Raw genomic sequence first — 24,453 nt, 5'->3', positions numbered from 1 at the left:
GATGCGCGGATGCCTTCCTGGACCGACCTCGTGCTGGCACCCACTAACGCTCGAAATGGACCTCCAGATCACCAGACCATCAGGGCAATCAGTCGCACCGATCGCAGACTGCGCCAGATCCGTGAAGCCCTCTCGACATTGGCGGATCTCGGGCTGATCGACCTTCCCGGCCCCGAGGTCCGACGTGATCGCTACGCGCAGTTTCGCCTACTAGGCGAGTCGGCGAGACCCATCGGTGATCGACAATACCGACCTCGTGGCCCATTCGAAGATGAAGACGCCTTCTCCCTTCCATCCGACTTCTTCATCAATGGTTGGGTCCATGCGCTTGAGTCGTCCGAGATCGCCTTGCTGATAATGCTATATGCGCATCATTCAGTAGTCGGCACCCGGGCGGGAAGGAGTTCAGTGTATGTCGCTGGTTCTCATCGCGTTCGCTATTACGGCCTCGGTGCCGACGCCTACCGCTCTCACCTGCTACTAGAGAAAGCAGGCATCCTTGAATCATGGGGCCCCGCATCATACCGCCGACCGACCGGCGGCCTTCGCGGATTTGATGCAGAAAACCCGCCACCCCCGTTGAGATTTCAGATCAAGGAATCTGGGTTCGATCAACCCGCCCTGCAAGCGCTCCTGAACGCGCTCAAGAATGTGCCCTGCTGACTCTCGATCAATTTTCCAGTCATTCGGAAAACACCTAAGATGTCGAGCTGTCCGAGACGGCGGACTAGCCGGCCACAGCGAGCTCGACCGAACCCTCTCCTCTGCGCCAGCTAGGAGCTGAAGATGCCGTAGGTTTTCAGATCGCTAGAATTGGTTTCAACACACTCGGTTCCTACCGGCTTCGAAAGCATCGGGCTATCGCGCCGTAATCGCGATCGACGCTCGAGCTCGCTCGACGGTGTAGGTATGCGCTGTTGAACAGTCATAAAGACTGAGTTGGCTGCACAGCCTCACCGAGAAGCAACATCGGTCGGGTCGTCGCTGCGGTGTCCGAGGTTAGGGCGGCAGCAGCAAGCTGTGGGGGTGCCTTGCCCTTGTCCAGCCAGGTCACCTGCACCGGCCTCGCGTTGAATTCCAGGGCACTGGCGGCCTATCCACTGCCGCACTGAGCCCGCACCTTATCACCGGCGTACTCAGCACAGGTCAACTCCGGAAGCCGCTCTCGCCGGTGGGGTCGCTCTAGCGCACCGTGATAGCGATCGACGCCCCGGCTCGCTCGACGTTGTACGCCTGTGCTGTCGAGCAGTCATAGAGGCTGAGCTGGTCGCCGACCTGGCCGAGAAGCAGCATCGGGCGGGTCGTCGCAGTTCCATCCGAGCCTTGAGCAGACGAGGCCAACTGCGGAGGCATCTTGCTCTTGTCCAGCCAGGTCACCTGCACCGAGCGGGCGTTGAATCCCATGATGCTGGCCGCATACCCGCCCCTACACTCCGACCGCACCTTGTCGCCGGCGTCCTCGGCCGCGACACCCAGTTGGAATGTCATGAATCCCATGAGCCAGGCCATGATAAACGCGACCGACCATCGCCGGCCAAGGTAACGTTTCGCGGGAATCCAGAGGCCCATGCCGACCAAAATCAGCACCAGGCCGTTGGCCGCGCCCGCCGTGATCCACGAGCCGAAGCGTTGATCGTGCCCCGATTGCACGCTGGACGGCTGCACGCCCAACGCGAGTATGGTCAGAGCCAGGAAGATAGTGATGGCGACCAGTGCTACCACCGCGGGCTTTCGAAGCCATGGAATCCGTTTGGTCCATGCCTCCGGTAGACGGTCCACCCGCGATTGTATGAAGTGCAGTCCGGCAAGAACTGTCAGCACCAGCAAGCTACCGAAGAACAGCACCACCACGATCATTATCGACAGGTGATAAAACGCGGACACCCCCTCAGCGCCCACCTCGGCCGGCAGGATGCCCAACCGGCCGTAGAACGCCCTCTGCGGCGAGTTGGCGAGAAAGTACGCCACGGGAGTCGCGAGTACGAGCAACTGGCCCAGGTGTGTCAGGGCGTTGCCGAACTTGCCGTCAGGCTTTTCTTCATCGCGCGCGTCGTCGGCCATTCCCCAGCGTAGGCGCGGCGGTTTCCGTTTGTCGTCCCGTTTTTCCCCGTGCTCAGACCGCCTAGACCTCACCGTTACCCCCACAGCGCCCCTTCGGTGAGCCGGCGGCGCCACCTGTCGAGTTTGACGATCTGGTCGGGAACAGTGATCTCGCAGTAGACGTCACCGGAGGCGATCCACCACGAGGCGCCGTAGCGGACGAACATCCGGTGGCGTTCCTGCGGTGACAGAGCGACGGCATCCTGGGTTTCCAGGAGCGCGGTCATCTGGGTGCCGGGCATGGTGCGCGGAACGGCCGGCGCGGTGCTGGTCGCGGGTCGCTGATGCATGACGCTGCCTCCCGTCATAGCTCGATGCGGCGGTCGATGGTCACGGTCGCCTGCGCTTCCAACGGCGGCTCAGGGGCCGTCTGCGTGAGGGCGCGTTCAGCGGCGGCGGTCGCGCTGACGTCCAAGGCCAGGGTCGTGTGGTCGGCCATGAGCGCGTGCCCGACGACGACCGCGGTACCGGCGACGACCGTGGTGGCGTGCAGCCGGGCGATGAACTTGTAGTCCGGCTCGGTGGCGCGGTGCTCGAAGTGGCTGTCGTGGCCGTAGAGGGCGCTGATCTGGCGGGCACGTTCCAGATCCCAGGCCAAGACGACCGGGTCGACGAGGTCGCCGTCGTAGGCGAGGGAGACGGCGAGTTCGAAGCACGTGCGGGTCTGGTCGGTGGTGAACACGTCCGGCTCCAGCCAGGCACCGATGTTGCGGGCCTGCTCGGGATGCTGGATCACGTCGGCGATGACCTGTTCCTCGCGGGACAGCTCGATCGTCACGTCGACGTGCGCCGTGGTGATGACCACCGTGCGGTCCGTGTTGACGGCGTTCATCTCGGCGAACACGTCCTGGGCCGCCAGAGCGCTGGCGGTGCGCAGCAGGTGAGCGCGGGCCTCGGCGTCGACGGTGGCTTCGGCGGCAGCGAGGTACGGCTGCGCGAACCCGGCCAGGTCCCGGTCGCAGGAGGCGGCGATGACGATCCGGGCGTAGGCGAGAACGTGCGGGCCCTCCGGGGCTGCCGCTGCCAGCCCGGCGAGCCAGGTCGCTTCGACGTCAGTCCGGTCGGTGAGGACGGCGACCTTCACGGTCAGCTCGTCGACGGTGTGGGCGGTGTATTGCAGGTCGGCCAGGGCGATGTAGATCGCCTGGTGTGCGGGGTGGGCGAAGTCGTCGGCGGACAGCTCCGCGTACAGCGCCTCCGACCGTTCGGTGTTGGCGAGCAGGGCTCCGAGGACGCCCTGCTCGGCGCGCATGATCAGGTCAGACATCAGGATTCCTTAGCTACTGCTGCCGGTACTGGGTGAGGGCCTGGTCTGCCGCGCGCATCCGAGCGGCGGACGCCTCGATTTCCGCTTGGTGCTGCTGGTCTGTGCACCGCAGCCAGGTCCCGCCGTCCTCGCCCCGGATCCACCAGGCTTCGGCGTACTGCACGTAGTGCGGGCTGGCCCGGCTGTGCTGCACGGCCTTGCCGGCCTGGAGTGCTTCGCGCATCTCGTCGTGGCTGAGTTGCATACCGTCGGCTCCTGTTCGTCGTGCTGATGCCGGAGGGGCCGAGGCCATCACGGGCGGGCTCGCGTCCTGCCACCGCTCCACCTGCTCGGGTGCGCGGTCGGTGAGGTAGGCGGCGGGTTTGTGTCCGGAGCGGCAGACCGGTGCCCAGAAGCCACTGATCGCGGCGATGGTCTGGCGGAGTTCGCCGTGCCAGGACCGGGCGCTGTGGGCGGCCGAGCTGGAGCCGGGCTGGTCGTAGACGAAGTCGCGCCAGGCTTTGAGCGCGCGGAGTTCCTCCACGAGGCCGGGGTGCTCGACCCAGCACAGCGGCAGGCGTTCCTCGCGGTCGAGTTCGTAGAGGTCGTGGATCCAGACCACCCACGCGACCAGCGCCTTCCACTCGGCGGCCTGGTCGGCGACGGTGAGGCTGTGCCACTCCCGAATCAGCGGCGGCCCGACCGGACTGGGTTTGCCGGCCTTGCCCGCGGGCTTGTCACCGCCCGGGTTGGGTTTCGGACGGATGACGGGCCTGGTCATGGCGTTCCTACCTGTTCGGTCGGGTACAGCACGGCACGGGCCTCGCCCTCGGCGCGGGTGTGGTCAGCGGCGTGCGGTCCTTCGTAGTGCCGGGTCATGCGGACCTTCACCGCAGGTGTTGTCGCGTGGATGACCAGTCCCTCGCGGTCGGCCTCGTCGAGGGTCCGGATCGCTTCCGGGGACATGGTTTTGCGGTCGATGACCGTCGCCTGGGTCGAGATCCCGTCACGGTTGCGCTGCGGGACGAGCAGGGTCTCGCGGTAGTTGCCGGCGAGCTGGGAGAACTCCTCCAGATCCTCGCCGGCCAGACCACCGAGTGCGATCTTGATGCCGGAGTTGCCCCACAGGATCCGCCGGCCGACCTCTCCCCAGCGTTCGTCGATCGCGGCCAGGTTCTGGGCGACGGCGGCGATGAAGATCCCGAAACCGGCCGCCGAGGCCATGATTTTCGGAAGGTCCGGCAGCGGAACTACCTGGGTCACCTCGTCCAGGATCAGCCCGAGCGGAGGATCCAGCCGCCCTGCCGGGTTCTGCACCGCCATCCGGGTCGCGGTCAGCAGCATCTCGCGGACGAACGCCGTGACGAGCGGGGCGAGGGCTTCGACCTGGTTCTCATCGACGAGGAGGTAGATGGTGCCCTGGCCGGAGGCGAGGAACGCTCCGAGGTCCATGCTCGCCTCGGTCGGGCCGCAGAACACCTGCCGGGCGACCTTCCCGAGCAGCGACGCCGTCGCCGTCTGGACCGTCGTCCACAGGTTCGACCGAGTCGGGCCGGGCTGGCGGTAGAACGAGTCCAACAGCTCCAGAACCCCGGGCTCAGCGCCGGTCGCGTCGCGCAGGAGCTTGACCGGTTCGTCGTTGGAGTCGGCCAGCGACCAGGTGACGACCTCGCCCATGCTCCGCCCGGTGAGGGCGGCGGTGTGCAGCCAGCACGCGAGGAGGTTCGTGGCGGTCAGCCCGAAGAACGAGGAGTTGCTGGCGTCGCCGGGGCCGTTCTTGCCGACCTGGACCATCACGTCCGCACGGCGGCGGGCGATGTCGAAGTCGGCGCAGCCGACAACCGGTGACCAGCTCACCCGGTGCGGCCAGGACTTCAAGTCGCCGGTCAGGTCCATGACCAGCGGCGTGCCCGGCCGCAGGGTCGCCGTCGCGGTGAACACGTCGTGCCGCACGCTCGTGACCAGGGCCGGCCCGGGGAAGGAACGCAGCCACGGGATGATCACCTGCGAGGTCTTGCCCTGCCGCGGCGGGGCCAGCAGCAGGACCGACGTCTCCAGCGTCGCGTAGAGCCTGGCCGCTCCGGATCCGATCGCCCGGCCGAGCTCCACCGCCACGTCGGTGAGCTTCACGGCCTTACACTCCAGGCCGGGCCGCAGCCGGCCCGCCTTCCCCAGCACCGCCGAGGCGGTCATGGTCTTGCCGAGCTGCTTCTTGGAGGCCATGCCCCGGGCCTGGCGGGCGCTGGCGGCCCGCCTGCCGGCGAACACCCCGAGGACGGTCATCGCGGCGAGCACGAGCAGCATCGCCGTGTAGAACCCGATCGGGCCCGGAAGCTGGTCGCGGGCTGCGGCCGGCCACGCCTGGCGCGGATCTGCGAGGTGATTCGGGAGGGCGAAGGCGATGGTGAACGCCTCGCCGAACGACGCGTCCGGCCAGGTGAACTTGAACAAGACCCCGGCGAGCTGCCCGGACAGCCACGTGCCCAGGGACACGAACGCGGCTCCGGCGATGATGGCGACCACGGCCATGTCGGAGCCGTTGTTGAACCCGCCGGCTCCGATCCGGGTGGTGTTGGTGCTCATCTGGCCAGCGCCATGCGCTCGTTGGTGTAGTACAGCTGGCGCTCGACGGGTGAGAGCACGGTCTGCACGATCTGGCTCTCAGAGCGGCCGATCTTCCATAGCGCGCGGCCGACCTGCCCGCCGGACCAGGAGGCGATGTGTGCGCACTCGGTGTCGGTGAGCCCGATCGCTTCCTTGGTCATCTGCAATGGGGCGGTGTCCTGGCGCAGCAGGACGCGCACGTCGCAGGACGCGATCAGGTTGGAGGCGATCGTGACCTCCTCAGACCCGGCGGCGCCGACCGCTTCGAAGTCCGACAGGCGGTGGGTGGACAGCAGTTCGATCTTGCCGTCGTTGCGGGACAGCCGTAGGTCCGAGTCGAGTTTGCGGACCATGGCGGGGATGCGCATGGCCCGCCATAGCTCGTCGCGGATCATCAGCCGCAGCGGTCCGCCGGGCATGGAGATCGCGGCCTGTCCCCATGAGGACACGCAGGCCAGGGTCATGGCTACGGTCTCATCGCCCCGGCCGTCGATGCGAGACAGGTCGACGGTCTGGATCGGGGCGTTGAAGTCGGGCCGGACGGTGGTCGGACCGTCGAACAGGCCGGACAGCGAGCCTTGGACCATGTTGCCGAGGGCGTCGGCGGCGGGGCGGATCATCTCGCGGAGCTCGGCGATGTCCTCGCCGCGTACCCGCAGTTCGCGGGCCATGTCCGGGGTCGGGTCGCGCAGCAGCGCCCAGACCTGCGGGATCGTCGGATCCACCAGGCGGGTGTTGCCGACCGTCTCGCCGGAGGCTTCCTGGATCGCGAGGGACAGCGCGGCTTCCTCGGTCGGGGTGAGGTTGCGGCCGAGGCGCATCACCAGCAACGAGGAAAGCAGGCTGATGCGGCGGCGGTGGATCTCCTCCAGCCGCTCGCGCAGGTCCTCCGGGTCGCTGGGCAGGTTGTCGCCGAGCGGGCCGGAGTCCAGCGGGTTGAGGCGGGCGCGCAGTCCAAGGCCGAGTTCGACGGGCTCGACGCCGAGGTAGCGAGCCAGGGGCGCGTACTCGTTCTTGATGTCGCCGAGGACGAACGCCTTGACCCCGTAGCCGATCAGGCGCAGGGCGATTGCCTTGATCGTGGCGGACTTCCCCGTCCCCGGGACCCCGGTGACGATCATGTTGGGGTTGGTGATCATCCCGCGCTGCAACCACTCGATCGGGTGGCAGGAGAACGAACCCCCGGACTGGGTGTCCACGCCCAGGTAGGCGCCGACCGGGGGCACGGACTGCCCGTACAGCCACGGGTACAGGCCCTGGACCTGGCCGGTGGAGCCCCGGAACTCCGGGATCGGCGGGCATTTCGGCGCCCGGCCCGCGAAGGGGCGGGCCCAGCCCCGGCGGGGCGGGACGATCTCACGCGGCTCGCGGCGGCGTTCCCCGCGGCCCGCCTTGGTGGTGGGCGGTGCGGTCGGCGTCGGGCCGGCGAGGAACTGGCCGAGGTCGGCCACCGGCAGGTCGGCGGACTTCGTGCGTCGTAACAGGCTCACGGCGGCTACCAGCGCTTCTTCGGCAGGGTGAACCCGAGCGGCAGCGCCGACATGGCGAACCCGAGGTCCTGGGCGTACCACATCCGGCGCACCTCGACCCGGGCGGCTGCGGCGTCGGCCTCCAGGGCAGCGCACGCGTCGTCGATTTGCTCCGGGTCGGTCACCCGTCACCGTCAGGAACCCGGTGAACCGGACCAGGCCGTGGCCGGCGGCGCGTTCCTGGTCCTGGGAGCGGGCCCGGTCCAGGGCGATCTGCTCGTGCTCGGGGACGATCTGGCCGGTCTTCTGCCGCATCCGCACCGCGACCGAACGGGCGGTGCGCTCGCGCATCACGTCACGTTCGGCCTCCCGCGGCCCGAGGGGCTCGATGTGCATGGAGAACGTCCGCCGGTGCGAGCCCTCACCGAGCAGCGGGGCTAGGACGGTGGCGTAGACCTGGTTGCGGGGCCAGTCGTGCACCCAGTACGTGACCGAGTGCGCGCCGTCGTGGGCGTACACGCCGGGCTGCGCCTCAGCGGCGGCGGGGCCGGCGAGTGCCGGGTCCACACCGGGTGCGAGCCCCGGGCCGTCGTCGCCGGCGGTCTTCGCGGTGGCGCTGGAGTACACGGTGCCGTTGGCGCGGCGCTCGGCGAGGTGGCGGCTGGAGTGCGGGTCGAACGTCGTGCGCAGCACCTCGGCCAGGTCACGCGGGCCCAGCCACGTCTCGATCTGAAGGTCCGCGCCGGAGATCGAGGCGGCCAGGGACCGCAGGTGCCGGGTGAGGACCGTGGCCGCGGCAGCCGTGCCGCCGCCGGCGGTCTTGATCGCGCCGGCGGCTTTGCGGGCGTCGAGGGTGAACGCCAGGTACGACTCGCGCTGGCTGGTCGCCAGGGTCGCCGACGACAGCAGCCCCTCGGTGATCGCGACCGCCGACGCCGGGGCATCGAGGGAGACGTGGTCGCGGTGCCAGCGGCGCAGCGCGGCACAGGACTCCGGGACGATCCTTTGCAGCGCCTGGACGCGCACGATCGGGTTGCCTTCGGTGCACAGTCCCGCCAGCACCGCTCCCCAGCCGGCCACCCGCTGGTCCCGACGGCCGGAGTCGACCAGGCCGATCCCGGGGTAGCGGACCCGGGCGACGGCGGTGAACGTCCGGTCGAGGCGGTGGTGCGCCACTGCGAGGGGCCCGCCGCCGGGCATCTGGGCTTCCAGGATCGTCAGCGGGGCGAGAACCCCGGGCAGGTCCATCGGCTTCGGTGCGGTCTTGTCGGCGGTCTGTTCCGGAGCGAAGGCTGCGGAGAGGAACTTGTGCCGGTTGCGGAACTTGTTGCTGTGAAACGACACGAACGCCGCCAGCCACTCATCGACGGTCCGGCCGCCGAGACGCAGGAACACCAGGCCAGCGAGGATCGCCGCCAGCGGCCAGCACAACGCGCCGAGGGCGATCTTCGACACCGCCAGCGGCCACACGGCGATCAGGACGGCACCACCGAGCATCACCGCACGCTGCGCGGACAGTCCGAACAGGAACGCGACCTTGTCCTGCTGCCAGCCGAAATAGGTTCGGACCTGGAGTTCTTCCCGAGTGCTGCTCATCGCTCATTCCTGTCCACGATCGTGTCCTGCATGTGCCGCACCTGGTCATCGGGCACCGGTGCTGCCGGCTGGCTGGCCGACGGCGGGGCCATGTCCTGGCGCTCCGGAGGCGGAGGCGGTGTGCCCGGGGCCTGTTCCCCGGTCTGTTCGTGCCGTTGTTGCGGCATGTGGCGGGCTTGCCCGGCGGGCTGGGCGTAGGGGCGGGCGTCGTCGTAGCCGGCGTGCCCGGCCATCTGCTCCATCCGCCCGACCAGGCTGTTGGCTGCCTTCTGGGCCATGTCGACGCCGGCCTTGGCGATCATCACCGGAGCGGCGACCGCGCCTGCGGCACCTGCCGCCGCGCCACCCGCTGCACCACCAGCGGCACCTCCGGCCGCGCCGCTGGATGCGACCCCGCCGCTGGCCGCTCCCGACTCGACGCCGGCCATGGTCTGGGCCTCGGTGGCCTGGGAGAACTGTGCGGGGTCGACACCACCGGTCGACCCGCCGCCACCGCCCGCGCCGCCCATGCGGCCGGCGGCGAAGCCGAGAACTCCGGCCAGGCCGGTGGAGCCGCCCATGTGCGAACCGGCGAAGGTGAAGAACCGGCCGATCGCCGGCCACGCGAGCACCGCCAACAGCAGGATCAGCATCCCCGACAGCAGCGTGGAGATGTCCGACGCCTTCGGGCTGGCGTTGGACTCGCCCGTCATCGTGAACCCGAGCGCGAACACCAACGCCACGGTCGGCTTGAGGATGACCAACTGGATCGTGACGGAGGTCAGTTTCGACCACCACGACTTCGTCGACTCCGACACCTGCCCCGCCGCCGCGATCGGCGACGTGGCGATCAGCACGGCGATCGCGGCGTTGCGCAGCAGCAGCTCGAACCACAGCACGACCACGAGAATGATCCCGATGATCGCCATGATCAGCAGCAGCGAGCCGCCCATGTTCGGGCTGAGCGTGAACACCTTCGTCAGCTTCTGCTTCAGTCCGTCGGCGCTGCCGAACGTCTGGTTCACGATCCAGCTCGTCAACTCGTCCGAGGCGATCAGGCTGGTCCCGGCGATCGTCAGCGTCAGCATGAACGCCAACGCCGCCTTACCCAGGCCGACCACACCGTGGGCGACGGCCGACCCGTCGTGCGTCACGGCGGTGCGCACGACCTGGAACAGCAGCATCAGCGCGGCCACGACCCCGGCGATCCCCAGGCTGATGGCGTAGGAGGTGCGCACCCCCCCGGACGACAGGTCCACCGGCGGGAACGCCACGAAAGCGTCCGCGAACGCCTTCAACAGCGAGACTGCGGCCTCGCCAAAGGACTTGCACACCGAATCCCAGGCGTCCTTCGCCGCGCCCCCGACAACACCACCGATGACGTCGGTCGGGTCGCAGGTCCATGGACTGGTGAGGGGATCACAGGCCGTTCTCATGGTGATAGCTCCAGCCAGCCCTTTGCGGCAGCCTCTGAGGTCCCCGGCTGCGCGGCAAGTGAGCTGTAGTCGTTTTGCAGGGCGATCTTGGGTTGAAGGATCTTCCAGTCGCTGCCGTCCCAGTGCATTTCGAGCGGGTAGACGCCGACCTTCGGCTTTACTCCGCCGTCGGGGGTAGACGCGGTGTGGAATCCGAGGAGCAGCACGACCGCTGAGTCCTCAGCGAGGTTCCGTAGCTGGTACGCCGCCGGACCCAGCACAACGCTCGCTCCAGCAGGCAGTGGGCCTTCCGCAGGCAGTCCCAGGCTCGTGCGAGTGTTGACTGGGCCCTTGGCGAAGTAGTCGACAGCGCCGGCAAAGCTCGGGTCTGCGACGACTCGGGCGATGGTCTTGGCACGTTCGGGGTCGAGCGTGGAGCCGATCTGCGCCATGTACTCCGCCGCCGCCGACACCGCTCCGGCGGTGCTGTGCGGGTAACCGACCGAGATGCCCTCGACGGTCCGCTCGCCCTTGATCCGTTTCATGGGCCCGGTCGGAGTCTGGACCGGGGTTGCCGAGGGCTGTTTCGTCGGAGTTGGCGGCTCAACGGTGTCTCGCGTGGAGCCTGGGCGGGTCAGGAACCAGCCGAGGCCGGCACCGACGAGCAGCACGAGCACCACCGCCGCGACGATCACGTTTCGCCGGGTTCGGTTGCTTTGGTCCAGGAATGAGTTCATAGCGACAGTCAACTAGCCTGCGGTCAGTTCGCGGCACTGAAAACGCTGTTGACCAGCGGAATCGCGATGGCCGTGGCGATGACGCCGCCGAGGGACCAGATGAACGCGGACTTGCCCTTCTCCGCGGTGTCAGGCCGGTTGGACAGCTTGCCGACCGCCATCAGCCCGCCGGAGGCCAGGGCCGCGATCGCGCAGGCGATCAGGGCGCCCCACTTGACGTAGCTGAGCAGCAGCGAGATGCCATTGCTGCCGCCGGTCGGGTCCTTCGGCGCGGGGTTGGGCACTTCAGCGAGGATCGCCGCGACACCCGTAGCGACATGGAGTGACTGCATGGGGAGCTCCTTACGAGGGGCGCGGAGCCGAACCAACGCCCTGACCTGCTGTGTCTGCGATTGCAAACAACGATGGTCAGTAAACACACACATCACGCTCCGTAGCAACCCCCGATCGGGTGGCATTCTTCACTCGTCACTTGCGTTTGCGATTGCTAACAAGGCAAACTTGACCAGTCAGCGACCGAGGAGGTTCCCAGCGTCAATGAGCGCCGGCAACGAGCACCACGACGAGCTGGGCACGGTCGCCCGCCGTCTCGACCACCTCTTCCAGACCGTCCACCCGGCAGGGGAAAAGCCCTACACCTATCGCGGCGCGGCGGCGAAGATCAACGAACTGGCCGGACACAACGTGATCTCCGCGCCGTACTTGCAGCAGATCCGCAGCGGCAAGCGCCCCAGCCCCGCGCACGAGAAGCTGGCGTGGATCGCGGCGTTCTTCGGTGTCCCAGTCGCCTACTTCAGCCAGGACGAGGTCGCCAAGCGCGTCGACCAGCAGCTGCGCGCCGTCACCGAGTGGCGCGACGCCGGGCTCGACGCCTATCGACTCCTCGCCACCGGCCTGTCGCCCGCCGCCCAGGAACAGGCCAAGGAATACCTGCGAGATGCGCGTCGACGAGAAGGACTCCCCGAGATCCTCGAGTAACGTCCAGCCCGAACACGACCAACGTCCCCGATCCCCCTTGGTGACCGCTTCGAGACTGTGAGCCTGAACCCAATGGAGTTCCGGATGATGCAGGGTTGATCGACTAACCGTAATCTCGAATTGTCTTACATGAGGCTTACACAGCTTTCAGGCAGCGATGCCTGAATTTTGTGTGTCGGGGGAGGTTGGTCATGCCGGAACTTCGCAGGCTCCGGGCGGCGTGCGACAGGAAGCTCGCGTCCATCGACGTGCCGGCACCGTTTGACCGGGACACGTTCGTCGCCACGATCGCGGGCCTGCGCGGACGGCCAATCCTGCTGCGTCCGCTGGCCGTCCCGGCGGGCCCCGACACCCCCTTCGGGGTGTGGGTCGCAGCCCCCGACGCCGACTTCATATACATCGACCCCACCACCAGCGACTGGCACCAGGATCACGTGGTGTGCCACGAGATCGGGCACATGCTCTGGGGTCACACCGCCTCCGACACCGAACTCGACCAGACGGTGATCCCCGACCTAGACCCGGCGATGGTCCTGTCGATGCTCGGCCGACACGACTACTCCAGCATGCAGGAGCAGGAGGCCGAGGTCATGGCGACCGCCATCCTCGCCAAGGCCGGACGCAGGTTAGTCAAGGATTGCCCCGACCGCGGGGCCAACCGTGTCGCCGCCGCGCTGTCGCTCGACCATGCCTGAGATCGACACCGAGATCGCGATCGTCGCCCTGCTGTGGCTGACGGCGATCGTCCGCGCCCACACCCTGCGCTCCGGACCCGTGCACCGGGCACTGTGGGTGGCGATCACCGCGCTGGCAGCGTCGATGACCTTGCGGATCGCGCCCGTCTCCACCGCCATCGACAACGCCACGGGCGTCAGCGCCGCAGGGGTTCTCCTCAAGCACGTGGCCGGGCTTCTGGCGGTCGCGGCGCTGTTCGACCTGGCCGTGCTCGCCGGCAACGGGAGCCTGCGGCGCACCCGCCTGCCGGTGGCGGCTTTCGCGGCGACCACCGGGGCGATGGTGATCCTGTTCGCGGTGATGGACCGCACCGGATCGGAAGACTTCGCCGACCATGCCGCCGGCGACCCACTCGCTACCGGCTACATCCTCGTCTGGTCGCTGTACCTGGGCGCGGCCACCGCCGTCAGCGCGTGGCTGTTCCACCGCGCCCGCGCCGCAGCCCGCCATCGCCTCGTGCGTACAGGTCAACTCCTGCTGACCCTCGGCACCACCCTGGGCGCGGTGTACGCCGCCTACCGGTTCGGCTTTTTCACCTACCGGCTGGTGGCCGCTGAACCGGCGGCCGGCGACGGGTTCTTCGTCAACCTCTCCGACGCCTTCAAATACCTCGCCATGGTGCTCATCGCCACCGGACTCGCCGTCGCCGGTCTCCCCGGCCTCATCGTCAAGAACCGGGCCCGCCGCAGACTCCGCAGGCTCCAACCCCTCTGGCTCGCCCTGGCTCTACCCGGCCAGAAGATCGACCGTCCCGGGCTCAGCCTCACCGACCAGCTCGCGCGCCGCCAGGTCGAGATCCACGATGCGATGCTCCTCCTGCGCCACCGCATCACCCAACGGCAGTACGAGGCCGCGCTGACCGACGTCGCCGAGCACGGACCGCCCGACGCCGATCGGACAGCGACCGCGTGCGCCGCCGTGCTGCGCCTCGCGGTAGAAGCGCGCTCCGGACCGGTAACCGCGACACGCACCGACGCGTTCGTGCTGCCCACGTTCGCCAGTACCAATTCCGAGCTGCACTGGATGCTGCGCGTCGCCGCCGTCTGGGACAGCCCCACGGTCCACCAGCTCGCCGTCGCCCGTCTCGACGACCCCGCCGGGCAGGTCGCGTGACCACCCCGACCGCCGCCGTACCCGAGCGGCGCTGGGCCCGCGCGGTCACCGACCACCTGGAGCCTAAGAACTGGATCATCGCCCTCACCCTGGGCGTCGGCGTCACCACCGCCGGCTGGACCGGCCTGGCCTGGGGAGCGTTCAGCGCCCTCGTCGCCGCAGTGATTCCCACCCTCATCATCAAGAAGGGCATCCGCGCCGGCCGCTGGAGTGACCGACACCTCGGAGCCCGCACCCACCGGCTCGTTGTCATGATCATGATCCTGGCGTCCGTCGCCGCCGGCATTACCGTCATGGTGACCGCCGACGCGCCCCGCCCGATCGTCGCCGTCACGCTCGCGATGTTCGCCACCCTCGCCCTGCTGGCCTCGATCACCACCCGCTGGAAGATCTCCGTGCACGCCGCCGTGTCTGCCGGAGCCACCGCCATGGCCGGCCACGCCCTCGGCTGGCCCGTCGCCATCCCTCTCGCCGTGATCGTTGGCGTCGTCGCCTGGTCTCGGGTCGCACTCCGCGACCACACCCGCGCCCAGGTCATCGCCGGAGCGTTCCTCGGGGCGGTCATCGCCGGGACGGTCTACGCGCTGGCCGCGTGACCCTCAGCGCGTTTGCAATAGTTGACAACCTAGGGAGGTTGGCCTGTAGTCTCGCCACCATCTGTATGCGATAGCAGACAAGCTTGGATCGAGACGAGGCTCCCCGTGACCAGCACGCGTTCACCGCGACCGGCCGCCCGATGAAACGCCTGATCGCCGCAGCGCTGGCCGCACCAGTCATCGTCACCTTGGGCGTGGCCGTCGCCGCGTCCGGCAGCGGGGCGCTCACCCCTGCCTCCAACCAGTTGAACTGCCTGCCCTCGGCGGGCCCGAATTCTGGCCTGTCAAGCCTGTCACCCCCGCAACTCGGACACGCCAAGACGATCTACGACGTGTCCGTCCAGCTGAGGCTGCCACCTAAGGCCGCTGTCATCGCGATCTCCACAGCGCTGCAAGAGACCGGCCTGAAGAACATGGCGAACTCGTCCGTCCCCGAGTCCCTCGCCATCCCTCACGAAGGCGTCGGCGCGGACCACGACAGCGTCGGCCTCTTCCAGCAGCGCCCTCTCCCCCCTGCTGGCGCGGGAAGTTGGGGGACGGTACTGGAGCTCATGACCCCGACGGTGTCGGCGTCGAAGTTCTACAACAAGATGGTCACCGTCTCCGGCTGGCAGACCCTGCCCGTCTCGCAGGTCGCCCAGGCCGTCCAGGTCTCAGCGTTCCCCGACGCCTACGCCAAACACGAACCCCTCGCCACCGCCATAGTCAACGCCGTCACCGGCGGCAGTCTCACCTGCACCGGCGGCGCCATCTCCGCCGGAGGCTGGACCAAACCGATCACCGGCCCCATCAACTCCGGATACGGCGACCGCGGCGGCGTCCTACACGCCGGCATCGACTTCGGCGCCCCCAAAGGCACCCCCATTCGCGCCGCGTCCAACGGCATCGTGCTGGTCTCCACCTGCAACGCCAACGCCGGCGGAGCCCCCTACTCTTGCGACGTCGACGGCAGCGAGACCATCGGCGGTTGCGGCTGGTACGTCGACCTTCTCCACGCCGACAAGACCGTCACACGCTACTGCCACATGGTCCAACGACCCGCTGTCCGTGTCGGACAAGCAGTCGCCGCAGGCCAGATCATCGGACTCTCAGGAAGCTCCGGAAACTCCAGCGGGCCACACCTGCACTTCGAAACCCACCTCGGCAACCCGGGAACCAACCAGAATTCCGTCGACCCCCGACTCTTCCTCGCTCAGCGAGGCGTGAGCCTCTGAACTCAGAGAAGTGTAGGTTCCCGGTTGCCGTGACCAATTCCCAGTTCCAATGACCACTGTCCGACCAATGCGTCTGGAGCGGGTGATCCCGAGGCCCGTCGTTGATCGGTGGCCCCGCCCGGGCAGGTCCGGTTGACCCATCCGGCCCGCTGGGGGGAGCGGCGCCGCCGCTTGCTAGTCGAGGCCGCGCACCTGGTCTGGCTTCCCGTACCCCAGCCGGCGACGCTCCGGTGCGCGGTGGCCAGGCCGGCGTCGGTGAACCGGAACACCCGGTGCGCCTGCATCCAGCTGTTCCCCGGCCGCGACCCAGGTGGCGTAGTGCCGTCTCCGCCTACTCAGCGAGCTAATCAGCCGGTGTCCTCTTTCGATCTTGACTTAGCCGTCTCGCAGCCCCTACCTGCGGCCCTAGGAGTGGTGCGGCGCCGGCAGTTCGAGGGAATGACCCAAGAGCGATTGGACTGGTCGAACCGGATGAGCGACTCGACTAGCGTCGATCTTCACATTCTCAACCTGAAGGGTGGATAGTGTGGGTCATACCGGCCATGGCAGCCTCTGTGAGGTCTCCTGTGATTCACCCTGAGAACGGGGTTCATGACTTGGTAGGGAGCTACTGTGACAGTCTGGTATGCACGGATGGCCGATATTCCGGGCATCCAGTTCACAGGTAGTCCCGGGGTGGTCCGCGCCGATCTTGCCGAGTCCAGCATCCGCCCTCATACTGAGTATGGGTACCTGTCTTGGCCGACTGTCGACGGAAGTACTTCAGCCTCCCCAGCGCACCGTCGAGCATTCGGTGACCTGTCCGAGCTGGACGGTGGCACACTGGTGCGCCAGGTCTGGGAAGGCTTGGAACTACCCGGCGAGCCCAGCGACTACCACTTCCTACTTCAGGGCGGAGTCGAGCGGCTGTGGAGCCTACGCCGCGAAGATCCGAGCAGCCTTCGCCTCGTGGAGACCTTCGCCTACTTGGATCTTGCCCTGATCGAGGCCGCACCCCAGGCCGTCAGGATTGACGCAACCAATCCGCATGGCGGATACCTGCGCATCACCAGTCTTGAACGGTTGCTGACCCTACTGGAACGTGAAGGCGCTCTGCGCGAAGCACTGGCGCTAAGTCACCGGGCTATGCGATTCGGCGACCACTACCATCGCGAGGACTTGGAGGCCAAAGTTGCCTCCCTGGACGGCGAACTGCGGTGACCGGAAGTCGGCTAGTCGATCGAGTCGTTGGCCGATCGTTCCTGGAGAATGCGTTCGTCCGATGGGTGCTGGCTCCGGCTGTCACAGAAGCATTCGGCGAGCATGTGATCAGTCAGCAATCTGTCGTGGCGGATGACCGCACCTACCGTCTGGACTTCTTGCTGACCGGATCGCGGCTTAGGGTCGCAGTCGAATTGGATGGGTTCGCGTTCCACAGCAGCAAAGCCGCTTTTGTGTACGACAGGGTCCGCCAGAACGACTTGACGAGCCTAGGCTTTGCTATCCTCCGGTTCTCCTACGACGCAATCCGGGACGACACGAGACGGTGCGTCGCCCAGTTGCAGGCCGTACTTCGCCGCGACCCGACACTGGCGCACTACGTCGTCGACGATCCCCTTGTCCCCATCCCGAACGACATGGCGCCAAATCCACTCTGGCTTGCCACGCCGCCCGAGCGGACCTCGCTAGGGCGCGACGACTATTTCCACCTTGTCCGCCAGCATGTTGACCTTAGCCCTCTTCGCGCCTGCCAGCATGAGGCAATGATCGCTCTGGTCAACTACTATCGCCGCGGCGGGATCAACGCCGCGTGTGTCATGTCGGTCGGCGCAGGCAAGACGGCGCTGGGCGTGGCTGCCGCACTAGCGTTCACCCGTCGGCGGGCTCTCATCGTGACACCTGGGCGAGTCATCCGGGGAACCTTCGCCACCGCGCTCGACCCGACTATGGCTGGCAACGCCCTCTATACCCTCCGAGGCGGTCCTCTGATCGCAGGCTGCCGACCGCCGAGAGTCAATGTGCTCGACAGCGATGGCGGACCCATTCGAGAAGTCAGCCGCGACACGCTCCTTGCTGCCGAGATCATCGTGACCAACTTCCACGCCCTCGGCACCGGTGGCGTCGACGACCTGCTGTCCAAACTCGGTCCGGACGAGATCGACTTCATCGTTGTAGACGAGGCCCACATTGCTGCCGCCGAGTCTTACCAACGATTGTTCGCCCGATTTCCTAACGCCCGCCGGCTACTCATGTCGGCCTGCTTCACGCGGGCTGACGGCAAGACCATCAGCGCCGATGTGGTCTACCGTTACCGACTCATCGATTCGATCGCAGACGGTCACGCCAAGCACCTCCGCGCCCACCGCTTCACCCCTGACGTCGAACAGACCACCTACGAGATCATATGGCCAGACGGCAACCGTGAAGTGATCGTCAGCAAGTCGGCTCTGCTTGACGTCATGCGGAACGAGCGCAAGCTCGCACGTATCACAGCCATGTCCGAGGAGCCGATACATAGGATCATGACGATCGCTCGTCGATGCCTGGATGATCAAACAACAGCACTGTCGCCGATTCGTCCCAGAATACTATTCGCCGCACTGGGGCAGAGCCACGCCGAACAGATCGCCCGCGTAGCCAATGCACACGGCATCGCCTGCGGCGTCCTTCACCACACGATGACCGAATCAACTATCGCGGCGACTCGGGCTCGCTTCGAATCCGAGTCCGGGAATCTTCAAGGCATCGTACAGCTGAAGATGCTCGGGCAAGGCTACGATCTTCCCGCTATCAGCCTCATCGTCCCTATGCGCCCCTACGGTAGCTTCGGAGAGTTCTACCAGTTCATCGGCCGTGGCATCCGCGTCATCCAGCACCCAGCCCTCACTGACACACCGCAACACCTCGACGTCATCTACCACGGCGAACTCGGCCTAGATGATCACCTTGAGACACTCCGGCTCGAGAACGACATGGACCCCCACCCAGCCGACGCCGACACCTTCGGTGACGCGCCCATCCCGGACAAAGCATCGACGGCTGCCGCCAACGGTGCCGGCCCGCCGGACGCAGCGAATCCCGATGCGATCGTGCTCGCCGAGTACGGCGACACCAACCAGCAGTTCCTACACGATATTGCCAAGGTCGAAGCCCGCCGCGACGAACGCGAGCTGCACGCACTAGCCCAGCGATACGCCGCCTACGCCGAGTCGACTTCCAACCCGAGGACATTCGACGAGTTCGTGTCCGTCATTCGGAGCATCCATGGCTGATGTCAGCTTTGCCAATGAAATCGTCAACGCGACTCCCGACCAGCTGCTTATCCTCGAACGCGACGCAGGACATAGCCACAGGTTCACCGCTGTCGATCACCTCGCAGCCGACGCGATCACCACCGCACTAGCCGGCAACAAGGTGTTCCAAATTCGACACGGGATCCGCGGAATCAAGAACGCCGATACCCTAAGACTCATTCCGGTCGCGGACCGTTCATTCGTCAATCAGACTTTCGCGCTGCCCGGCCAACAAGCTCGGGGCGCGTGGCTACTCCCTGAACATGTCTCGCTGAAGGTAGGATCCACGAACCTACCCAGCTACATCCGGCATCACCCGTGGCACGCCATCACGATGGCTGCCGACGATGTGGCGCGGGTGCAGACGGCGTCCACGGCGGATAGCATGGTCGCCTGGGCACTACTCATCCCGCTCTTCGATACGCTCCTTGCTCCGGTCACCACACGAGCAGCAGGATCAACCGCTTCACCCGACGAGCAGCAACAGACCTGGTCCAGTATTCTCCAGTCATACCAACACCTCGGTCTCCAGAACGAACAGGCATTGGCAGTGTTTGCCTACCGAGGTGGGTGGAGCACGTTGGACCGCGCAGCGCAATCAGACGCCAGGCTCGCGTTGCTTGACGCACTCGCCCGACACAACCCTCTGCAGATCGCCAGCCGGTACAGGGCTAAGCGCGTCCAAGCCCTGGCTGCCGCAACAATGAAAAAGGCCAGGCGCGGCACTCCGCTGGCCCGCCAGGTACTCACCCGGCCACTTCAGCCCGTGCTCTCCGCATACTTCGGTGGCGATTGGCTGTCATTCCTGGACTACCTCGGTGTTCAACCCAACTCGAATGAGGAAATCGTTACCGCGTTGCCTCAACCCAAGCTGTACGTAGGCGGATCAACCAAAGCCGCGACAGTAGCCGCTGAACACGGCCTTCCCATCGGTGAAGTACACGCCATGCTTGCGGCTTTTATGGGCCAGCAGACATCCGTATCGCCTGTGGAGCAACGCCTAGGCGTTCTTTCAGGCTGGTGGGCACAGTTCGACGCGATCCATACACGGCATACTGCAGGCATGGCAAGCCTATCGGGCCTATTGGAAGAGGGCTTCGTCGACCCCGAGATGGGCCCAACACAACCGCTCTATCGCGAACTTCTGACCGCCGACCTCGTAACGAAGATCGACCAGCTGTGGGACGGCACTACCCTTCCACGCTGGCCAGAAGTAATCGTCAGCGAGCCGTTCCCACACCGGATCATGGCGGAGACCTTTGGCCCCGCTGGCACGTTCTGGCACAACGTCGCCCTCACCGCCTGGTATGTCTGCGAAGGACCTTACTCCCGCACATCACTAACTGAACTAAAGGCGTACCACGAGCGTGACCTGGCCGTGCTGGCCGAGGCAGGTACTCCGATCCATCCCAGTCTCTTCGACGAGCTGGTCCACGCCGAGCAGCGCCTAGGCCCACTCCAAAGTCTCGAATCCAACGCCTATGAGCTACAACTACCTGATGGCAGGATAGGTGTCCGCTTCTCGGGCGGTGGACAGCGTCGCGACGGGTTCGAGATCCTGCGTGATGTCATCACCCGCCACCGTCAAGGATGGGCTCGCAGATATCTGACCGACTACCTTCGCCACCGATGGCAACAGCAGCTCAGCACTGTAGCTCGCGAACTCCACCGCCATATCGCAGTCAAAAGCAAGCCCCCTACTTTTCGCCAGTTTGCCAAGTTCGCAACAAACGCCGCTAACCATTGGTTCAACGGCGACCTAGCCGGTCTGTACACAGCCATCGGCGAAAAGGCCCCAGTCACACCGCGCCGCATAGACCTCCTCCCCACCAGTACGCACCACTTCGTACACGCTGTTTACACAGCCCTCGGGGGCCAGCGTTACAGCAACGATCTTCGTATCACCGACTACCCGACCGCCGACCGCTTCCGTCAGATCTCGAGGCTCGCTTCCGGTAGCCTCTACTACCTACAACTATCCGAAGCGCTCGGCCGAAATCCTGAACAGTCCGAGTTTCGCGCTGGCCGGTACGAGTGGGAGTGGGCCACTAATCTCGATCAAGGCTGGCCTCGTTTCCAAGCGGCCATCGAGATGGCACTACGAGATGCTGCCGGACCATAACCTCCCAGCAGATTCTTGGCCGCAACGTCGCCGCCGCGATCGACCGCGCCGAGGCGGCCGCGCGCCTGGCGGTGCCCACGGCCCGACTCATATTCGTTGGACCGACATCTTCCAGCCTTACCACCCCTGGCCCCGCCACCTGCAGCCAGACCGGGCACCGGTGGGTGTGCGCCGGCGCGGTTCGGAGGGTTCTGCGTGGCGCGGGCCGTGCTTCCGGCGCGTCACGCGCCGCCGGGTTCGGCGACCCGGGGCGGTCGACAGGTGGATTGGGCGCGGTGTGGTAATTGGAACTGGTCGCCGACCTGGGATAGCGCCGCGGTCCGCCTAGCGGCCAACTTCAGGGATGCCCAGCTCCCAGCGTCCCAGAATGGTGATCGAGATCGGCAACCTACAAGAAGCGTCGTTCAGCCAGAACAAACCAGGCGCAGGCCGGCACGTTCCCCGGTATCTGGGCCACGACGCCGCATCTGGCCTGGGGCGTGCCGGACCAACGGCAGTACTGCTTGAACTCGCGACCAGTGTCGGTACACCAGCCCGATGTCCAGGACCATCCGTTCAGCGGCCCAGCCGATCAGGACCAGGTCGGTGATGGCGACCGGTAGCGTCCCGGCCGCAAGGGCGGAGGCGAGAATCAGGATCTGGTCCGCTGCCCTCTCGACCTGCCGGCGCGCGTCGAGGTCGGGGACCGAATGTCCGAGGAGCCGTGCCGCGCTCTGCTCGGCCACGATCTCCCACAGCACTTGGCTGCCGGCCAGGTGCGGGACGCGGATCATCCCCGCAGGTGGCGTCGGTGGCGGCCCGGTGGTCAGGATCGGCGCGCAGGGCAACGCCATGCTGCGTACGCGGATCGCTCCGAGCCGCCCCGCGTGGTGGAGCTGGTCGCGTCCGGGCGGGGTCGTGTGGGCGAGCGCGGCGAGGACTCCAGGCACACGGGCCAGGGACCACGCGAAACGCAGTCTTGTGCCCGGGTCGGCGCTGGCCGGCGTTGACCACCAGTGCCCGGTGGCGCGGGTGGTGCCGGCGACCACCTGATCGTCGGCCGCCAGCGCCAGCACCCCCGGTCCCAGCTGGGACATCGGGATCGAGAGGACGGGGACTGGTCGGGGGCTGGTCACCTGGTGGTCCTCCTAGTGGCGGGGTCATGCCGTGCGCGGGCATCGCACGCCGACGGTCACGGACAGGCGGTTGTCGAATGCGTAGGCGCTGATGTGGCCGATCTCGGTTCCCTCGGCCTTGATGACGGCGCCGGTGGCGGGCATGCCTCGATCGAGTTCACCGGCGACGGCGTGTCCCCGCCCGGCCCAGAAGGCTTCCAGGTCGGGCAGCAGTGACCGCGGGTTGATGTCGCTGGGAAACGTCACGACCTTGACGGCGCTCATCCGGTGGCCGACACAGCCCGGTTCCTCCCCTGTGACCGTGCCGTCGGAGGCCGCGCCCGCGTGCAGTGGCCCGGTGACGGTGTCGTTCAGCAGGCCGGTCAGGGCGGCGACCCTCTCGTCAGCGGCCAGCGTGCTGTCGGCAGAAATGTCCGACTCTGGGGGCCGTCTCGACGGCGCGGGCGCGCCCGGGTGCTGGGGTCGCGGACCGTAGGCGTGGCGGAGGTCGGCGGCGGTGTACTCCCGGGTGATGGTGCGGTGCGGGTGCTCGGCGTACACGATCAAGGTCACGGCGGGTACCGGGCCTGGGTGCGTGCGCCACAGGATCTGCACGATGTTGTCGAGGACCTGGCGGGTCGTCTCGGCGTCGCCCGAGTTGTGGAGGTGGAACTGTGCATGGACACGGTCCGGGTCAGTGATGACCCGCATCTCGGTGACACCGGCCTGGTCGTACGCGGACTGGGCGACCGGGGCCGGGAGCGTCGGGTGTGGGCGCTCGGTCAGTGCCAGGACGGTCCCGGCGAGGATCACCAACGCACCGAGGCAACCTCCGATGATCCAGGGCCATCTGCGGCGGGTCGTGCGGGTGGTGGCCGTGGCGTTCAACGGGGTTTCTCCTGCGTGTAGGGGGTCGGTTCGCGGCCGGATCGGATCGCGGTGGGCGTGACCGGGGCGAGCGTTGCGAGCAAGTCACCGTGAAGGTGACTGTGTTTGGGCAGGCCGGACTGCCCGGCGGGTATGTGTCCTGTCGGGGAGTGCAGGTGTTCGTGGTGGCGCGGCTGGTCGTTACCGGCGCTGGCGGATGGTGAACGTGGCGTAGTCCAGGGCCGGCAGGAGTTGGTCGAGGATGTCGTCGGGGATGGTCGGACCGTTGATGCCTCTGGCGGCGATGAGCTCGGTCATTGCGTGACGCTGGTCAGGGCGCATAGTGGCGGCGGGGTGGGTCAGGAGTTCGCGGGCGGCGTGGGCGTCTTCTTCCGCGAGAATGTCGACGCCGAGGCGGGTCAGGACCTCAGTGAGGGCGCCGCCGGTGATGTCGACGGCCGCGAGGGTGAGGCGGGTGCGGAACAGGGTGTGCCCGAGTCCTTCGGTCATCTGGAGGTTGAGGGGCGCGTCGAGAAGCACCCGGTGTTCGTTCGAACTCAGTGGCTGGGTGGTGTGCCGGTGCAGGCCGGCGAGCACGCTGCGCACCGCCTGTTCCCACGGTTCTCCGCGCAGCGTGTGTTGCAGCAGTGCGCCGGCTCCGGCGTTGTCGCCGTCGAGCAGGGAGCAGATGATGGCGACCTGCCGACCGACGAAGAGTCGGGCGCCGACGCCCCGGTATCGCTGGAGGTGCCGGTGCGCGTCGGCCCATCTGCCGGCGGTGGTGAGCGCGCGGGTGCCGTCCGAGCACAGCACCTCGCGGAGCCAGCCGCACAGGTGAGCGTGCTCCGCCGGGTCGGTGGGCATGTGCGCGGGCGTGATGGCGAGGCCGTCGATGGTGACGGCGGACCGGTTGGCGACCGCGTGATGCAGGTTGGTCAGCAGCTCGTGGGCGTGTTGGCTGTCGCCGGTTCGGATGGCGAGGCGGGCGATGTTGACGACTGGTTCGAGGGCGGCGCGGGCGGCGGGACCGTCCAGGGGCGCTTGGTCGAGGTACAGAATGGCGTGCCGGTGGCACCACTCGCGGGCCAGGATCGCGTCTCGGCAGTCGGATGCCAGGAGCGCGGCCCCGTTGAGGACTTGGGATGCGCGGGTGGCGTCGCCGTCGGCGCGGGCGGCGGTGGCCTTCGCGGTGAGGCGGCGGAGTCGCTCGTGCAGCGGCCTGGCGGTGGGGCGGGTGTTGGCGGTGAGGGGAAAGCGGGTGATGGCGCGGGCCGGGAGGATGGTCAGGGTCATGACTGCCCCAGGAGAGGTGGAGG

The 24,453-nt window shown here is 67.1% G+C and carries 21 protein-coding genes; 9 read left to right on the top strand and 12 right to left on the bottom strand.

Annotated features, from left to right (window positions below; genetic code table 11):
* Positions 1–9 precede the first annotated feature (9 nt).
* Positions 10–663, top strand: a complete 654-nt coding sequence (locus tag AB0M43_RS34880; RefSeq protein WP_363730966.1) for a hypothetical protein — start codon at positions 10–12, stop codon at positions 661–663.
* A gap of 519 nt (positions 664–1,182) precedes the next feature.
* Here AB0M43_RS34880 and AB0M43_RS34875 read toward each other — a convergent pair.
* From AB0M43_RS34875 to AB0M43_RS34835, 9 genes are all read right to left on the bottom strand, one after another.
* Positions 1,183–2,061: a hypothetical protein gene (locus tag AB0M43_RS34875; RefSeq protein ID WP_363730963.1), complete on the bottom strand. Its 879-nt coding sequence runs from the start codon at positions 2,059–2,061 to the stop codon at positions 1,183–1,185.
* A gap of 74 nt (positions 2,062–2,135) precedes the next feature.
* Positions 2,136–2,390: a hypothetical protein gene (locus AB0M43_RS34870; RefSeq protein WP_363730961.1), complete on the bottom strand. Its 255-nt coding sequence runs from the start codon at positions 2,388–2,390 to the stop codon at positions 2,136–2,138.
* A gap of 14 nt (positions 2,391–2,404) precedes the next feature.
* Positions 2,405–3,367 carry a DnaB-like helicase N-terminal domain-containing protein gene (locus AB0M43_RS34865; RefSeq protein WP_363730959.1) on the bottom strand — a complete coding sequence of 321 codons (963 nt, stop codon included), beginning with the start codon at positions 3,365–3,367 and terminating at the stop codon, positions 2,405–2,407.
* 13 nt (positions 3,368–3,380) lie between these two features.
* A complete protein-coding gene (locus AB0M43_RS34860) occupies positions 3,381–4,127 on the bottom strand; it encodes a hypothetical protein (protein WP_363730956.1) in 747 nt (248 codons plus the stop codon).
* Positions 4,124–5,929 (bottom strand): TraM recognition domain-containing protein, encoded by a 1,806-nt coding sequence (locus AB0M43_RS34855; protein WP_363730955.1) that lies wholly within the window; start codon positions 5,927–5,929, stop codon positions 4,124–4,126. Before AB0M43_RS34855 ends, AB0M43_RS34860 begins: the two co-directional genes overlap by 4 nt.
* The gene (locus AB0M43_RS34850) at positions 5,926–9,015 is read right to left on the bottom strand and encodes an SCO6880 family protein (protein ID WP_363730952.1); all 3,090 of its coding nucleotides are present in this window, start codon (positions 9,013–9,015) and stop codon (positions 5,926–5,928) included. Before AB0M43_RS34850 ends, AB0M43_RS34855 begins: the two co-directional genes overlap by 4 nt.
* Positions 9,012–10,430: a conjugal transfer protein TrbL family protein gene (locus AB0M43_RS34845; RefSeq protein WP_363730950.1), complete on the bottom strand. Its 1,419-nt coding sequence runs from the start codon at positions 10,428–10,430 to the stop codon at positions 9,012–9,014. The genes AB0M43_RS34850 and AB0M43_RS34845 overlap by 4 nt, the downstream gene beginning before the upstream one ends.
* Entirely contained in the window at positions 10,427–11,146 is a 720-nt protein-coding gene (locus tag AB0M43_RS34840) for a hypothetical protein (RefSeq protein WP_363730948.1), read from the bottom strand. The genes AB0M43_RS34845 and AB0M43_RS34840 overlap by 4 nt, the downstream gene beginning before the upstream one ends.
* 23 nt (positions 11,147–11,169) lie before the next feature.
* A complete protein-coding gene (locus tag AB0M43_RS34835) occupies positions 11,170–11,478 on the bottom strand; it encodes a hypothetical protein (RefSeq protein WP_363730945.1) in 309 nt (102 codons plus the stop codon).
* Positions 11,479–11,683: 205 nt separating this feature from the next.
* Here AB0M43_RS34835 and AB0M43_RS34830 point away from each other — a divergent pair, with 205 nt between their 5' ends.
* The 8 genes from AB0M43_RS34830 to AB0M43_RS34795 all read left to right on the top strand — a co-directional run bounded on the left by AB0M43_RS34830 (position 11,684) and on the right by AB0M43_RS34795 (position 21,176).
* Positions 11,684–12,124, top strand: a complete 441-nt coding sequence (locus AB0M43_RS34830; RefSeq protein WP_363730942.1) for a helix-turn-helix domain-containing protein — start codon at positions 11,684–11,686, stop codon at positions 12,122–12,124.
* A gap of 191 nt (positions 12,125–12,315) precedes the next feature.
* Positions 12,316–12,819 (top strand): hypothetical protein, encoded by a 504-nt coding sequence (locus tag AB0M43_RS34825; protein WP_363730941.1) that lies wholly within the window; start codon positions 12,316–12,318, stop codon positions 12,817–12,819.
* Complete coding sequence (locus tag AB0M43_RS34820; protein WP_363730940.1) at positions 12,812–13,972, top strand: MAB_1171c family putative transporter; 1,161 nt, start codon at positions 12,812–12,814, stop codon at positions 13,970–13,972. The genes AB0M43_RS34825 and AB0M43_RS34820 overlap by 8 nt, the downstream gene beginning before the upstream one ends.
* Positions 13,969–14,568: a phosphoesterase PA-phosphatase gene (locus AB0M43_RS34815; protein ID WP_363730938.1), complete on the top strand. Its 600-nt coding sequence runs from the start codon at positions 13,969–13,971 to the stop codon at positions 14,566–14,568. Before AB0M43_RS34820 ends, AB0M43_RS34815 begins: the two co-directional genes overlap by 4 nt.
* Before the next feature lie 140 nt (positions 14,569–14,708).
* Positions 14,709–15,782 (top strand): M23 family metallopeptidase, encoded by a 1,074-nt coding sequence (locus AB0M43_RS34810; RefSeq protein WP_363730935.1) that lies wholly within the window; start codon positions 14,709–14,711, stop codon positions 15,780–15,782.
* 612 nt (positions 15,783–16,394) lie between these two features.
* Positions 16,395–16,982 (top strand): hypothetical protein, encoded by a 588-nt coding sequence (locus AB0M43_RS34805; protein WP_363730932.1) that lies wholly within the window; start codon positions 16,395–16,397, stop codon positions 16,980–16,982.
* A 65-nt stretch (positions 16,983–17,047) separates the two neighbouring features.
* Positions 17,048–19,033, top strand: coding sequence for a DEAD/DEAH box helicase family protein (locus tag AB0M43_RS34800; RefSeq protein ID WP_363730930.1), 1,986 nt, complete (start codon positions 17,048–17,050; stop codon positions 19,031–19,033).
* Positions 19,026–21,176: a hypothetical protein gene (locus AB0M43_RS34795; RefSeq protein WP_363730929.1), complete on the top strand. Its 2,151-nt coding sequence runs from the start codon at positions 19,026–19,028 to the stop codon at positions 21,174–21,176. The genes AB0M43_RS34800 and AB0M43_RS34795 overlap by 8 nt, the downstream gene beginning before the upstream one ends.
* Positions 21,177–21,580: 404 nt before the next feature.
* Here AB0M43_RS34795 and AB0M43_RS34790 read toward each other — a convergent pair whose 3' ends face one another.
* The 3 genes from AB0M43_RS34790 to AB0M43_RS34780 all read right to left on the bottom strand — a co-directional run bounded on the left by AB0M43_RS34790 (position 21,581) and on the right by AB0M43_RS34780 (position 24,430).
* Positions 21,581–22,231 carry a hypothetical protein gene (locus AB0M43_RS34790; RefSeq protein WP_363730927.1) on the bottom strand — a complete coding sequence of 217 codons (651 nt, stop codon included), beginning with the start codon at positions 22,229–22,231 and terminating at the stop codon, positions 21,581–21,583.
* A gap of 84 nt (positions 22,232–22,315) precedes the next feature.
* Positions 22,316–23,083, bottom strand: a complete 768-nt coding sequence (locus AB0M43_RS34785; protein ID WP_363730926.1) for a hypothetical protein — start codon at positions 23,081–23,083, stop codon at positions 22,316–22,318.
* A gap of 255 nt (positions 23,084–23,338) precedes the next feature.
* Positions 23,339–24,430 carry a hypothetical protein gene (locus AB0M43_RS34780; protein WP_363730924.1) on the bottom strand — a complete coding sequence of 364 codons (1,092 nt, stop codon included), beginning with the start codon at positions 24,428–24,430 and terminating at the stop codon, positions 23,339–23,341.
* Between the last annotated feature and the right edge of the window lie 23 nt (positions 24,431–24,453).

The organism is Longispora sp. NPDC051575, from assembly GCF_040681875.1.
In the GTDB taxonomy this organism is placed as follows: domain Bacteria; phylum Actinomycetota; class Actinomycetes; order Mycobacteriales; family Micromonosporaceae; genus Longispora.
Note: the sequence above shows the minus strand (reverse complement) of the source record. Positions and strands in the feature narration are given on the sequence as shown.

Coding starts and splice junctions, on each gene's coding strand:
- AB0M43_RS34880 (WP_363730966.1), top strand. CDS start 10: ATGCCTTCCTGGACCGACCTCGTGCTGGCACCCACTAACGCTCGAAAT.
- AB0M43_RS34875 (WP_363730963.1), bottom strand. CDS start 2,061: ATGGCCGACGACGCGCGCGATGAAGAAAAGCCTGACGGCAAGTTCGGC.
- AB0M43_RS34870 (WP_363730961.1), bottom strand. CDS start 2,390: ATGCATCAGCGACCCGCGACCAGCACCGCGCCGGCCGTTCCGCGCACC.
- AB0M43_RS34865 (WP_363730959.1), bottom strand. CDS start 3,367: ATGTCTGACCTGATCATGCGCGCCGAGCAGGGCGTCCTCGGAGCCCTG.
- AB0M43_RS34860 (WP_363730956.1), bottom strand. CDS start 4,127: ATGACCAGGCCCGTCATCCGTCCGAAACCCAACCCGGGCGGTGACAAG.
- AB0M43_RS34855 (WP_363730955.1), bottom strand. CDS start 5,929: ATGAGCACCAACACCACCCGGATCGGAGCCGGCGGGTTCAACAACGGC.
- AB0M43_RS34850 (WP_363730952.1), bottom strand. CDS start 9,015: ATGAGCAGCACTCGGGAAGAACTCCAGGTCCGAACCTATTTCGGCTGG.
- AB0M43_RS34845 (WP_363730950.1), bottom strand. CDS start 10,430: ATGAGAACGGCCTGTGATCCCCTCACCAGTCCATGGACCTGCGACCCG.
- AB0M43_RS34840 (WP_363730948.1), bottom strand. CDS start 11,146: ATGAACTCATTCCTGGACCAAAGCAACCGAACCCGGCGAAACGTGATC.
- AB0M43_RS34835 (WP_363730945.1), bottom strand. CDS start 11,478: ATGCAGTCACTCCATGTCGCTACGGGTGTCGCGGCGATCCTCGCTGAA.
- AB0M43_RS34830 (WP_363730942.1), top strand. CDS start 11,684: ATGAGCGCCGGCAACGAGCACCACGACGAGCTGGGCACGGTCGCCCGC.
- AB0M43_RS34825 (WP_363730941.1), top strand. CDS start 12,316: ATGCCGGAACTTCGCAGGCTCCGGGCGGCGTGCGACAGGAAGCTCGCG.
- AB0M43_RS34820 (WP_363730940.1), top strand. CDS start 12,812: ATGCCTGAGATCGACACCGAGATCGCGATCGTCGCCCTGCTGTGGCTG.
- AB0M43_RS34810 (WP_363730935.1), top strand. CDS start 14,709: ATGAAACGCCTGATCGCCGCAGCGCTGGCCGCACCAGTCATCGTCACC.
- AB0M43_RS34795 (WP_363730929.1), top strand. CDS start 19,026: ATGGCTGATGTCAGCTTTGCCAATGAAATCGTCAACGCGACTCCCGAC.
- AB0M43_RS34780 (WP_363730924.1), bottom strand. CDS start 24,430: ATGACCCTGACCATCCTCCCGGCCCGCGCCATCACCCGCTTTCCCCTC.